General features: G+C 65.1%; 11 protein-coding genes. 2 read left to right on the top strand and 9 right to left on the bottom strand.

Features of this window, described 5'->3' with window-relative positions; all coding sequences use genetic code 11:
• Positions 1-17 precede the first annotated feature (17 nt).
• A complete protein-coding gene (locus AC1KAR_RS01670; protein ID WP_480314068.1) occupies positions 18-506 on the bottom strand; it encodes a MarR family winged helix-turn-helix transcriptional regulator in 489 nt (162 codons plus the stop codon).
• Between the two features lie 134 nt (positions 507-640).
• On the opposite strand from AC1KAR_RS01670, the gene AC1KAR_RS01665 reads away from it, so the two are divergent.
• Positions 641-1939 (top strand): serine hydrolase domain-containing protein, encoded by a 1299-nt coding sequence (locus AC1KAR_RS01665; RefSeq protein WP_480314066.1) that lies wholly within the window; start codon positions 641-643, stop codon positions 1937-1939.
• Between the two features lie 39 nt (positions 1940-1978).
• Here AC1KAR_RS01665 and AC1KAR_RS01660 read toward each other — a convergent pair whose 3' ends face one another.
• Positions 1979-3928, bottom strand: coding sequence for an ABC-F family ATP-binding cassette domain-containing protein (locus AC1KAR_RS01660; protein ID WP_480314064.1), 1950 nt, complete (start codon positions 3926-3928; stop codon positions 1979-1981).
• Between the two features lie 38 nt (positions 3929-3966).
• On the opposite strand from AC1KAR_RS01660, the gene AC1KAR_RS01655 reads away from it, so the two are divergent.
• Entirely contained in the window at positions 3967-5199 is a 1233-nt protein-coding gene (locus tag AC1KAR_RS01655) for a cystathionine gamma-synthase family protein (protein WP_480314062.1), read from the top strand.
• Between the two features lie 111 nt (positions 5200-5310).
• On the opposite strand, the gene prmB is transcribed toward AC1KAR_RS01655, so the two are convergent.
• The 7 genes from prmB to queF all read right to left on the bottom strand — a co-directional run bounded on the left by prmB (position 5311) and on the right by queF (position 11978).
• Complete coding sequence (gene prmB / locus AC1KAR_RS01650; RefSeq protein WP_480314060.1) at positions 5311-6201, bottom strand: 50S ribosomal protein L3 N(5)-glutamine methyltransferase; 891 nt, start codon at positions 6199-6201, stop codon at positions 5311-5313.
• A 103-nt stretch (positions 6202-6304) separates the two neighbouring features.
• Positions 6305-7462: a succinyl-diaminopimelate desuccinylase gene (gene dapE / locus AC1KAR_RS01645; RefSeq protein ID WP_480314058.1), complete on the bottom strand. Its 1158-nt coding sequence runs from the start codon at positions 7460-7462 to the stop codon at positions 6305-6307.
• Positions 7462-8685: a PilT/PilU family type 4a pilus ATPase gene (locus AC1KAR_RS01640; protein WP_480314056.1), complete on the bottom strand. Its 1224-nt coding sequence runs from the start codon at positions 8683-8685 to the stop codon at positions 7462-7464. Before AC1KAR_RS01640 ends, dapE begins: the two co-directional genes overlap by 1 nt.
• 57 nt (positions 8686-8742) lie before the next feature.
• Positions 8743-9567, bottom strand: a complete 825-nt coding sequence (gene dapD / locus AC1KAR_RS01635; protein WP_480314054.1) for a 2,3,4,5-tetrahydropyridine-2,6-dicarboxylate N-succinyltransferase — start codon at positions 9565-9567, stop codon at positions 8743-8745.
• Positions 9568-9589: 22 nt separating this feature from the next.
• Entirely contained in the window at positions 9590-10777 is a 1188-nt protein-coding gene (gene dapC / locus AC1KAR_RS01630; protein WP_480314052.1) for a succinyldiaminopimelate transaminase, read from the bottom strand.
• A 53-nt stretch (positions 10778-10830) separates the two neighbouring features.
• A complete protein-coding gene (locus tag AC1KAR_RS01625) occupies positions 10831-11388 on the bottom strand; it encodes an NADPH-dependent FMN reductase (RefSeq protein WP_480314050.1) in 558 nt (185 codons plus the stop codon).
• A gap of 113 nt (positions 11389-11501) precedes the next feature.
• A complete protein-coding gene (queF, locus tag AC1KAR_RS01620; RefSeq protein WP_480317717.1) occupies positions 11502-11978 on the bottom strand; it encodes a preQ(1) synthase in 477 nt (158 codons plus the stop codon).
• Positions 11979-12098 lie beyond the last annotated feature (120 nt).

The raw sequence follows: 12098 nt of genomic DNA, 5'->3' as shown, positions 1-12098 counted from the left end.
GTGGGAACGAGGATCGATCAATGCGGCGGTGTGGCCGCATCGTCCGCAGCGCCCAGCAACTGCGTGCGCAGCTCCTGCAGGCGTTGTACGAGGCTGGCGAGTTCGCGCGCATCGCAGCGCGTGGCCTCGGCCAGTTGGAGGGGCACGCGGCGTGCCTTCTGGCGCAGCGCGCGCCCTTCGGGCGTGAGGCTCACCCGCACGCGGCGTTCGTCTTCGGCGGCGCGCTCGCGTCGGATCCAGCCGGCCGCCTCCATGCGCTTGAGCAGTGGCGTGAGCGTGCCGGAGTCGAGAAACAGCCGCTCGCCGAGCTCGCCCACTGCGAGGCCGTCGCGCTCCCACAGCACCAGCAGAGCCAGATATTGCGGATAGGTGAGCCCAAGCGGCGTGAGCAGCGGCTTGTACAGCTTGGTCATGGCAAGCGAGCTGGAATACAGCGCGAAGCACAACTGGCGGTCGAGCTGCAGCCAGTCGGTCTGGCCTTCGGTGCGCGTGGTCGTCGATGGCATGGGGTGAAGTCTAGTGAATGCTGAACAATTAAATTGTGTGCAATATAAAAGCCGCGCGCGCCGCAGGGTTGTACCGGGTTGGTGGGGTCTCACGGCTCGGGCTATGGTGGGGTGAAGCCAAACGGAGACCTCGAATGACCCCCGCTCAACCCGCTCCCTACAGTGACGCTGCCCTGGCCGCCGCGAAGGCTGCAGCCGCGTTCAGCGCGCAATACCCGGATGCCGACGCCACCGACCCGCAGCGCATGGGCTGGATGAGCGGGGCGCCCCCGCAGCCCGAGCGCCGCATCTTGTTCGCCGACAACAGCCGCCACCGCTTTCCGCAGATCAGGTGGTCGTTCAGTAACCAGCGGCACTTTCAGCCAACCAGCGAGGTCTGGCGCGGGGATGCACCGGCGTCGCTGCTGCCCCGGGCCCAGCACAGCCTTGACGGCGTTCGGTTCACGCCCATCGCGGGCAGCGCCGCCATGGGCTGGGAACAGGGGCTCAAGGCTACCTGGAGCGACGGCGTGGTCGTGCTCCACAAGGGCCGCATCGTGGACGAGCGCTACTTCGGTGCCCTGGCTGCGCACCGGCCGCATCTGGCCATGTCGGTCACGAAGTCCTTCGTGGCAACCGTGGCTGCGATGCTGATCGCCGAGGGCGCGATCGACGAAGGCAAGCGCGTGGATCACTACGTGCCCGAGTTGACCGGCAGCGGCTTCGGCGACGCCACCTTGCGCCAGGTGCTCGACATGCAGACCGCCATCGACTACTCCGAGGACTACCTCGACCCCAACGCCGGTGCGATCCGCATGGGCCGCGCAGCGGGCCTGTCGCCGCGCGAGCCGGGCGATGCCGCCTCGCTCACCGACTTTCTAATCGGCGTGCGCAAGCAGGGCGAGCACGGCAAGGCCTTTGCTTATAAGACCGCCAATACCGATGTGCTGGCGTGGGTGCTCAAGCGGGTGAGCGGCGTGAGCCTGTCGCAGCTACTGCACGAGCGGCTGTGGGCACCGCTGGGCATGGAGTTCGACGCCTACTTCACCATCGATGCCTGGGGCACCGAGTTTGCGGGCGGCGGCCTCAGCCTCGCGCTGCGCGACATGGCGCGCGTTGGTGAAGCCATGCGCTGCGAGGGCACGTTCAACGGCCGGCAGGTGATCCCGGCGCAGGTGGTGGCCGACATCCGCCGGGGCGGGCAAGCGGGCGAGTGCGCGCGTGCGGGCTTTCCCATCCTCGACGGCTGGAGCTACCGCAGCATGTGGTGGGTCTCGCACAACCCGCATGGCGCGTTCATGGCCCGCGGCATCCACGGGCAGGCGATCTACGTAGACCCGGCGGCCGAAGTGGTGATCGCAAGGTTTGCGTCGCACCCGGGCGCGGCCAACGGGCTCAACGACCCAGTCGCCTTGCCGGCGTACCACGCGGTCGCGCAGGCGCTCCGAGGCTGATGCTCCACAAAGGGTAGCGCCGAAGGCCGCGCGCAAGTCTCAGCCTGCGGTCAGTTCGTCGATCTGCGTTGTCAGTTCGAGCCAGCGGCCTTCGGCTTGATCGACTTCATCGCCGATCTGTTTCAGCCGCTTGCCTTGCTCGACGCGCTGCGCTGGCGTGATGTCCGATCGCGCAGAGGCGGCTTCGATATTGCCTTTCTCCTGGTTCAGCGCGGCGATGCGCTTCTCCAGCGTGTCGAGTTCGCGCCGCAGAGGCTTGGTCTGCTCGGCAATCTTCTGGCGTGCCTGGCCGGAGGTCTTGCGGTCGTCGCGCTTGGCCGAGGTGGCGGGCGCAGGTGCGGCCGCGGCGGCCTTCTTCTCCTTGAACTTGGCTGAGGCACCTTCCTTGGCCGCGCGCGCCATCTCGCGTGAGGTTTCGAGCAGCCACTTCTGATAGTCGTCGAGGTCGCCGTCGAAGGGTTTCACGGTGCCCTCGGTCACCAGCCAGAACTCATCGCACACCTCTCGCAGCAGGGCGCGGTCATGGCTCACCAGCATCACCGTGCCCTCGAACTCGTTGAGCGCCATCGAAAGCGCCTCGCGGGTGGTGAGGTCCAGGTGGTTGGTTGGCTCGTCGAGCAGCAGCAGGTTGGGGCGCTGCCACACCAGCATCGCCAGCACCAGGCGCGCCTTCTCGCCGCCCGAGAGCGTGCCGACTGCCTGCTGGACCATGTCGCCCACGAAGCGGAACGAGCCCAGGAAATCGCGCAGCTCCTGTTCGCGGCCGGAGGGGCCCACGTCGCGCGCGAGCCGCACCATGTGCATCAGCGGGCCATCGTCGAGCGAGAGCACGTCGAGCTCCTGTTGGGCGAAGTAGCCGATCGACAGGCCCTTGCCTTCGGTGACTTCGCCCGAGATGAGCGGGATCTCCTTCGCGATGGTCTTCACCAGCGTCGACTTGCCCTGACCGTTGGCGCCGAGGATGCCGATGCGCTGACCGGCGAGCACCGAACGGTTGATGTCCTTGACGATGGCCGTGCCGTTGTAGCCGCAGTTCATCATCGAGAACGCGAGCATTGGGTTGGGCAGGCTCTGCGGTTCGCGGAACTCGAACTGGAAGTCGCTGCTGGTCAGCACCGGGCCGAGCTTTTCCATGCGGGCGAGCGCCTTCACGCGGCTCTGCGCCTGCTTGGCCTTGCTGGCCTTGGCCTTGAAGCGGTCGATGAACTTCTGCAGGTGCGCCATGCGCTCCTGCTGCTTGGCGAAATTGGCCTGGGCCTGCAGGAGGCGCTCGGCGCGCATCTCTTCGAAGGCGGTGTAGTTGCCGGTGTAGCGGGTGAGGCGTGTCTCGTCGAGGTGCAGCGTGACCTTGGTGATCGCGTCGAGGAACTCGCGGTCATGGCTGATCACGAACATCGTGCCTTCGTACTTTTGCAGCCAGGCTTCGAGCCAGACGAGCGCGTCCAGGTCCAAGTGGTTGGTGGGTTCGTCGAGCAGCATCAGGTCGGCCGGGCACATCAGCGCGCGGGCGAGTTGCAGGCGCATGCGCCAGCCGCCCGAGAAGCTGTTCACCGGGTCATCGAGCTGGTCGAGGCGAAAGCCCAGGCCCATCAGGAGTGCCTGTGCCTTGGGGCGGGCTTCGAAGCCGCCCGCCTCGGCGATCTCGTGGTGGGCCTCGGCCATGGCGTGTCCGTCGTCGGCGGCCTCGGCAACGACGAGCGCGGCCTGGGCCTCCATCAGGCGGGTGTCGCCTTCGAGCACGAAATCGGTCGCGCCCTGTTCCGTTTCGGGCATGTTCTGCGCCACTTCACCCACACGCCAGCGCGGCGGGATGCTCACATCGCCGGAATCCGACTGCAGCCGATGCGTCAGCAGGGAGAAGAGCGACGACTTGCCCGCTCCGTTGCGACCCACGAGGCCGATCTTCTCGCCCGGTTGCAGGGTGACGCTTGCGTCCTGCAGCACGATCTTCGTGCCGCGGCGCAGGGTGACGTTCTTGATGACTATCATGCTGAGACTGCTTCAATCCAATTCATTCGAGACCTGACATGAGCCGCGGCCTCACCACACAACTTCTCCATGCCGACCGCCTGGCCGGCGTGGAGCACGGCGCCACCCACAAACCCCTGCACACCTCGGCAGCTTTCGGCTACGAGACGGCGGCCGACCTGACCGCCGTATTCCAGGGCGAGCGCAACGGCCACGTCTACGCCCGCCAGGGCAACCCCACCACGCAGGCCATGGAAGCCAAGATCACCATGCTCGAAGGCGGCGTGGGGACCGTGAGCTTCGCAACAGGCATGGGTGCCATCGGCTCGATGCTCATCGCGTTGCTGAAGCAGGGCGATCACATCGTGTCGAGCCAGTACCTCTTCGGCAACACCGCGAGCCTGATGCAGACCCTCGAAACGCTGGGCTGCAAGGTGACGCTGGTCGACGCCACCGATGTGAACCAGGTCGCCCAGGCCATCACGCCGCAAACGCGTATTGTCTTCGCAGAAACGATCGCCAACCCGCGGACCCAGGTGGCCGACCTCGAAGGTATCGGCAACTTGTGTGCGCAGCGCGGCATTCTCTACGTGATCGACAACACCATGACCACGCCGTACCTCTTTCGCCCGTCATCGGTGAAGGCGGGGCTGGTGATGAATTCGCTGTCCAAATCGATCAGTGGCCACGGGAACGCGCTGGGCGGCGCCATCACCGACACCGGGCTTTTCGACTGGACCACCTTTCCCAACATACAGGCGCCGTACAAGAAGGGCGCACCCAAGACGTGGGGCCTCTTGCAGATCCGCAAGAAGGGCCTGCGCGACTTCGGCGCCACGCTGGGCGCCGAGGCGGCGCACCGCATCGCCACCGGGGCCGAGACGCTGGCGCTGCGTATGGACCGCGGTTGCGACAACGCCCTCAAGCTGACGACCTGGCTGGAGCGGCATCCGAAGGTGGCCGCGGTGCATTACCCCGGCCTGGAGAGCCACGCCCAGCACGAAGATTCCAAGCGTCGGTTCAAAGCCTTCGGCACGCTGATGAGCTTCGAGCTGAAGGACGGTCACGACACCTTGGCCATGCTCGACGCGCTCGAACTGGTCATCAAGTCGAGCCACCTGGGGGACAACCGCACGCTCGCCATTCCTGTCGCCCAAACCATCTTCTGGGAGATGGGTCTGGAGAAGCGCCAGAAGATGGGGATCAGCGAGTCGCTGGTGCGGATCTCTGTGGGGATCGAGGACTACGCCGATCTGCAGGCGGATTTCGAGCAGGCGCTCGCGAAGGTGTGAGGGGCAGGACAACCGGGCTTCGATACCTCAGCCAGAGCGGGCGGAGGTGTGTGTTCCCGTTGATCCCTCAAACACACTCGAGCCGCTCAGGCTGAGGTATCGAAGCCCCGCTCAAGCCTTCGCCACCCAACGCGCGAGCGCATCCCTCGTCACCAGCAGCACCTGGTCGCTGCCCGCACTCGTCTCCAGCCACACCACTTCAAGTTTGCGGAAAGCATGCTCGAAGTGCGCGCGCTCGTTGCCGATCTCCAGCACCACCACGCCGATGTCGCTCAGGCGTGAAGGGGCATCTTTCAGGATGCGGCGCACGACGTCCATGCCGTCGTCGCCACCGGCAAGGGCCAGACGCGGTTCGTGGCGGTACTCCTGTGGCAGCTCGCCCATGCTCGTCTCGTTGACGTAGGGCGGGTTGCAGACGATCAGGTCGTAAGGGCCGGTCAGATCGCTCAAGAGGTCGCTCTTGTGCAGCGTGATGCGCTTGGCGAGCTTGTGCTTCTCGACGTTGATCTTGGCGATCGCCAGCGCATCGTCGGAGATGTCGGCCGCCTCAACCGTCACCTCGGGGTAGGCCATCGCAGCGATGACCGCCAGGCTGCCGTTGCCGGTGCACAGGTCGAGAACCCGTTGCGTGTGATCGGAGAGCCACGAATCCAGCGTGCCTTCGCCTTCACCATCGGCCAGCAGTTCGGCGATGAAGGAGCGCGGCACGATGCTGCGCTCGTCGATGTAGAAGGGCACGTTCTGCAGCCACGCCTCCTTGGTGATGTAGGCGGCGGGGCGGCGGCTGTCGATGCGTTCGGTGACGACAGCTTCGATCTTTGCCAGCTCGGCATCGCTCAGTGCGCGTTTGGCGTGCGGCTCCAATTCATCGAGCGGTATGCCCAGCGACCACAGCACCAGCCATGCGGCTTCGTCGAAGGCGTTGGTCGTGCCGTGCCCAAATGAAACGCCCGCCTGTTTGAGGCGGGCAGCTTGTGCGGTGATGCAGTCGATGAGCGTCATGACAACTCCCCGTTCGGCGCAAACGCCGAACGACCCTCCGAGAGGGGCTCGCCCGGCCTGGGGCGGCCCGGTGCTCGGGCTCGCTCTGAAGTCTTGAAGTCGTTCATAAGAGCAAACCTTCCAGAGTCTTGCGGTAAATGTTCTTGAGCGGCTCGATGTCGTCTACCCGCACATGCTCGTCGATCTTGTGAATGCTCTCGTTGAGCGGTCCGAACTCGACGACCTGCCCGCAGATCTTGCTGATGAAGCGGCCATCCGACGTGCCGCCTGTGGTCGAGAGTTCGGTCGACACGCCGGTCTCGCTGCGAATCGCCGCCTCTAGGGATTCGACCAAGGCACCGCGTGGCGTGATGAACGGCTCGCCGCTCAGCGACCACGCCAGGTTGTACTCCAGGCCGTGGCGGTCGAGCAGGGCGTGGACCTGCGCTTTCAGCGTGTCGACCGTCTGCTCGGTCGAGAAGCGGAAGTTGAAGTCGACCACCAGCTCGCCCGGGATGACGTTGCTTGCGCCGGTGCCGCCGTGGATGTTCGACATCTGCCAGCTCGTCGGCGGGAAGTACTCATTGCCGCGGTCCCACTCGATGGCAGCCAACTCGGCGAGGGCGGGCGCTGCGAGGTGGATCGGGTTGCGGGCCAGTTGCGGGTAGGCGATGTGGCCTTGCACGCCTTTCACCGTGAGCTTGCCCGAGAGCGAGCCGCGGCGGCCGTTCTTGATCATGTCGCCGAGGCGGTTCACCGAGGTCGGCTCACCGACGATGCAGTAATCAAGTTTCTCGCCGCGCGACTTGAGCGTTTCGCAGACCTTGACGGTGCCGTCCACCGAAGGGCCTTCTTCATCGCTCGTGATCAGCAGCGCGATGCCACCGCACCGCTCGCCATGCCGCGCCACGAACTCCTCGATGGCCACGACCATCGCCGCGATCGAGGTCTTCATGTCGGCGGCACCGCGGCCATAGAGTTGGCCGTTGCGATGTGTCGGTACGAACGGGTCGCTGGACCACTGGGCCAGCGGCCCGGTCGGCACGACGTCGGTGTGGCCTGCGAAGACGAGCAGCTTGCTGCCCGGCCGGCCGCGCCTCACGGCCCACAGGTTGGTCACCCGAAAGTCGTCCGGCCCGAAGGCAAGTGCTTCGCATTCGAAGCCGAGTGGCTTCAGGCGGACGGCGATCAACTCCTGGCAGCCGTCGTCCTCGGGTGTGACCGAGCGTCGTGCGATCAGTTGTTCAGTGAGCGAGAGGGCGGACGACAACACAAGCGACATCAGAAGCGCGTGGCGCGGAATCCGCTGTTGCGGCCGTCGTCGCCGGGCACGTCGAGCGTGATCTCGGTGAAGGTCGGCTGGTCATCGACCTCTTCGCGCTTGGGTTGCAGGCGCGACACAGGCTCCATGTCGTTCTGCAGGCGCCACATCAGGTTGGTGGGCGAGTCGGCGTAGGCCAGGCCTTCGTCACGGGTGATCACGCCTTCGCCGATCAGGCGAGCCAGGTCGGCTTCGAAGGTCTGCGAGCCCTCGGCAAGCGACTTCTCCATGGCTTCTTTCACGCCGTTGAAATCACCCTGCTCGATCAACTCGGACACGAGCTTGGTGTTGAGCATGACCTCGACCGCCGGGCGGCGCCCGCCGGCCGTGGAACGCACCAAGCGCTGCGAGACGATGGCGCGCAGCCCCGCCGCCAAGTCGGCCAGCAGAGCAGGGCGCGACTCGGGCGAGTAGAACGACAGGATCCGGCCGAGCGCGTGGTAGCTGTTGTTGGCGTGCAGGGTCGACACGACCAGGTGGCCCGACAGCGAATACGAAATCGCCATCGTCATGGTTTCGCGGTCGCGGATTTCGCCGATGTAGATGCAATCCGGCGCCTGGCGCAGTGCGTTTTTCAGCGCAATCTGAAGTGACTGCGTATCGCGGCCCACTTCGCGCTGGTTCACCATCGAGCGCTTGTTGTGGAAGATGAACTCGATCGGGTCTTCGATCGTGAGGATGTGCCCAGCGAGCTGCTGGTTGCGCTGCTCCAGCATCGATGCGAGCGTGGTGCTCTTGCCCGTGCCGGTGGCGCCCACCAGCAGAATCAAACCGCGCTTCTCGAGTACGAGCGTGTTGAGGATCTGCGGGAGATTCAGGCTGCCCAGCGCCGGGATGTCGTGTGGAATGCAGCGAAACACTGCAGCGATCGAACCGCGTTGCCGAAACGCGCTCAAGCGGAAGCTGCCAACGCCCGTGATGCCGATGCCGACGTTGAGTTCGCCGGTGTCTTCCAGGTCTTCGAGCTGGCTCGGCGTGAGCAGTTCGGCCAGCAGCTGGCGGGGCTGTGCGGCGGACAGCGGTTGATCCGAGAGCTGGAGGATCTGCCCGTTGATCTTGATCAGGATCGGCGTGGCCGCCGACAGGTAGACGTCGGACGCGCCCTTTTCGGCCATCAGCCGAAGAACGCGTTCCATGTTGCCGCCGCTGCCCGCGGAGGCTGCGCCGTTCGTCGTGGTGTTCATGGATGTCCTTTCAGGCCCATGGATCGATCAAGAAGAAGGGGAAGGTGGTGTGTCAGATCAGCTGCGCAGCAGTTCGTTGATGCTGGTCTTGCTGCGGGTCTTGGCGTCCACGCGCTTGACGATCACGGCGCAGTACAGGCTGTGGCTGCCGTCGCTGCTGGGCATGTTGCCTGCCACCACGACCGAGCCCGACGGCACGCGGCCGTAGATGACCTCGCCTGTTGCGCGATCGAAGATCTTGGTGCTCTGGCCCAGGTACACCCCCATCGAGATGACCGAGTTCTCTTCGACGATCACGCCCTCGGCCACTTCCGAGCGGGCGCCGATGAAGCAGTTGTCTTCGATGATGGTCGGGTTGGCTTGCAGCGGCTCCAGCACGCCGCCGATGCCCACGCCACCAGACAGATGCACGTTCTTGCCGATCTGGGCGCACGAGCCCACGGTGGACCAGGTGTCGACCATGGTGCCTTCATCGACATAGGCGCCGATGTTCACGTAGCTGGGCATCAGCACTGCGCCCTTGGCGATGAACGAACCGTGGCGAGCCACGGCAGGCGGCACGATGCGCACGCCGGCTTCACGCACCTTGGCTTCGTCGAGGTTCGAGAACTTGGTCTTCACCTTGTCGAAGAAGGCCAACTCGCCAGCGTGCATCAGTGCGTTGTCGTTCAGGCGGAAGGACAGCAGAACCGCCTTCTTCATCCATTGGTTGACCGTCCACTGACCCACGCCCTGGCGTTCTGCGACGCGGATGCGACCGGAATTCAGCTCATTGATCACGTGTTCGACGGCCTCGCGCGTTTCCTTGCTGGCGTTTTGCGCGGAGATGTTGGCGCGGTCTTCCCACGCGACGTCGATCAGGGTTTGCAGTTGTTGGGTCATGGGGTTCTACAGCGATTGCGGATCAGAGCGATTTGACAAAGGAGACGATGCGTTGCGCCGCCTCCAGGCATTCGTCGACTTCGGCCACCAGGGCCAGCCGGATTCGCCCGGCGCCGGGGTTGATGCCATGGGCGTGGCGCGCCAGAAGGCTGCCCGGAAGGACCACAACATTGTATTGAGCCAGCAGTTTCAGGGCGAAGTCGACGTCGTCACCCCCGGGGACACCCGCCCAGAGGTAAAAACTTGCATCCGGCAGCGCCACGTCGAGCGCTTCGGCGAGAACCGGCGTGACCTGCGCGAACTTGCGGCGGTACTTCTCGCGGTTGTCGATCACGTGTGTTTCGTCATTCCAGGCCGCGATGCTTGCGCGCTGGAAGGTGCCGCTCATCGCGCTGCCGTGGTAGGTGCGGTACAGCAAGAACTGCTTGAGCAGATCCGCGTCGCCTGCGACGAAGCCCGAGCGCATGCCTGGCACGTTGGAGCGCTTCGAGAGGCTCGTCAGCACGATCAGATTGCGGAATTCGCGGCCCAGCAGCCTGGCGGCCTGCAGCCCGCCGAGCGGCGGTTCGTCGCGGAAGTAGATCTCGGAGTAGCACTCGTCGGAGGCGATCACGAAGCCGTGTCGCTCGCTCAGCTCGAACAGCAGCTTCCACTCGTCGAGCGGCATCACCGCGCCGGTTGGGTTGCCGGGCGAGCAGACGTAGACGAGCTGCGTGCGCGCCCACACCTCTTCAGGTACCGAGGCCCAGTCGACGCCAAAGTTGCGCTCCGGCACGCTGTTGACGTAGTACGGCGTGGCGCCTGCAAGCAGCGCGGCGCCTTCATAGATTTGATAGAACGGGTTCGGGCAGACGACGGTCGCGCCGGGGCGCGTCGGGTCGATCACGGTCTGAGCCAGAGCGAACAGCGCCTCGCGCGAGCCGTTCACCGAGAGCACTTGCGTCATCGGGTCGACGCTCACGTCGTAGCGGCGTTTCAGCCATGCCGCGCAGGCTTGCCGCAGGGCGGGTTCACCGGCCGTGCCAGGGTAACCCGCCAGCGCGCCAAAGCCCTGGGTGATGGCTTCGAGCACCAGCTTGGGCGTGGCGTGCTTGGGTTCGCCGATACCGAGGCTGATCGGCTTGTAGGCCGGGTTCGGCGTGATGCTCTTGGTCAGCGCCGCCAGGCGCTCGAAGGGGTAGGGGTGGAGCTTGGACAGCAGCGGGTTCATGGCGGCGGATTATCGGCCCCCACCCTGGCCCGCGGACGCTCCAGTCGCGCGCCTCAGCGTGGCGCGTTGCTATCGATCCACTTCTCGAACTGGGCCAGGAACTTGCCGATGAACTCGCGCGTATCGTCCTTCACCAGCTTGCCGCCGTCGTCGAACAGCGTGTTGCCGTTGCCGATGTAGGCCTCGAACGGCATCACCGGCACGTTTTGGGAAACGAACGCCTGGCGCAAGTGGTGGTTGGCGCCGAAACCTCCGATGGCGCCGGGCGAGACGGTGATCACGGCCGTCGGCTTGCCGCTCCACGAGTTCTTGCCATAGGGCCGGGACCCGACGTCGATCGCGTTCTTCAGCACGCCCGGGATCGAGCGGTTGTACTCGGGCGTGACGAACAGCACCGCATCAGACGCCGCAATGCTTGCCTTGAAGTCGCTCACCACCTTGGGCGGGTCGTTCTCCCAATCCTGGTTGAAGTGCGGCAGGTCGCCGATCTCGATGATCGTGAACTTCAAGTTGGCCGGCGCTGCGGCCACCACCGCGTTGGCCATCTTGCGGTTGATGGATTCCTTGCGCAGGCTGCCGATCAGCAGGGCGATGTTTCGCGTTGTTGCCATGAGGGTTCTCCTTGGGGGGCGTGCACGACAACGGATGGTGCCCCGTGCCGGGTGTCCCGGTGGCGTGGCGGGTCTTGATGGCGCTCAGCAGGAATTCAGCGGGCCGAACTCAGTCAGAGCAGGCCGGTCGCGTGGCCGTGGGCCGGCATGTCGATCACCGGCTGCGGCTTCCAGCCCTTCTTGCGGTGCTCGGCCACCACGTTCGTGTAGATGCCGCCGCGCACGTACCACTTGGCCGTGACCCGAGCAAAGCGCGGGTCGATGGCTTTGACGATGTCGTCGAGGATGGTGTTGGTCACTTTTTCGTGGAACGCGCCCTCGTTGCGGTAGCTCCAGAAGTAGAGCTTCAGGCTCTTGAGCTCGATGCACAACTTGTCGGCCACCATGTCGATGGTGAAGTGCGCAAAGTCGGGCTGGCCGGTCAGCGGGCAGTTGCAGGTGAACTCGGGTACCTGGAACTGGATCACGTAGTCGCGCTTCGGGCTCGGGTTCGGGAACACGTCGAGCTGCTTGCTCGGTGCGGTGGGCGGTTTGGCCGGTTTTTCGCGCTGCTTCAGGGGCAGCTTGGGGGCGGGCACTTTGGCGGACATCTTGGCCATGGGGATCGGTTTCGAGAGGTTTCAGATAGGGCGTCTGCGCGAGGGGGCGATGGTATCATCGCGCCTCGCTGAAAGCTCGGGGAAACCCGATATTTCTCAAATAAATCAAGT

This window comes from Piscinibacter sp. PDB1-1, assembly GCF_056675995.1.
Note: the sequence above shows the minus strand (reverse complement) of the source record. Positions and strands in the feature narration are given on the sequence as shown.

Bases quoted from the DNA above. Each gene is read 5' to 3' on its own strand.
- AC1KAR_RS01670 (WP_480314068.1), bottom strand. From the start codon at position 506: ATGCCATCGACGACCACGCGCACCGAAGGCCAGACCGACTGGCTGCAG.
- AC1KAR_RS01665 (WP_480314066.1), top strand. From the start codon at position 641: ATGACCCCCGCTCAACCCGCTCCCTACAGTGACGCTGCCCTGGCCGCC.
- AC1KAR_RS01660 (WP_480314064.1), bottom strand. From the start codon at position 3,928: ATGATAGTCATCAAGAACGTCACCCTGCGCCGCGGCACGAAGATCGTG.
- AC1KAR_RS01655 (WP_480314062.1), top strand. From the start codon at position 3,967: ATGAGCCGCGGCCTCACCACACAACTTCTCCATGCCGACCGCCTGGCC.
- prmB (WP_480314060.1), bottom strand. From the start codon at position 6,201: ATGACGCTCATCGACTGCATCACCGCACAAGCTGCCCGCCTCAAACAG.
- dapE (WP_480314058.1), bottom strand. From the start codon at position 7,462: ATGTCGCTTGTGTTGTCGTCCGCCCTCTCGCTCACTGAACAACTGATC.
- AC1KAR_RS01640 (WP_480314056.1), bottom strand. From the start codon at position 8,685: ATGAACACCACGACGAACGGCGCAGCCTCCGCGGGCAGCGGCGGCAAC.
- dapD (WP_480314054.1), bottom strand. From the start codon at position 9,567: ATGACCCAACAACTGCAAACCCTGATCGACGTCGCGTGGGAAGACCGC.
- dapC (WP_480314052.1), bottom strand. From the start codon at position 10,777: ATGAACCCGCTGCTGTCCAAGCTCCACCCCTACCCCTTCGAGCGCCTG.
- AC1KAR_RS01625 (WP_480314050.1), bottom strand. From the start codon at position 11,388: ATGGCAACAACGCGAAACATCGCCCTGCTGATCGGCAGCCTGCGCAAG.
- queF (WP_480317717.1), bottom strand. From the start codon at position 11,978: ATGTCCGCCAAAGTGCCCGCCCCCAAGCTGCCCCTGAAGCAGCGCGAA.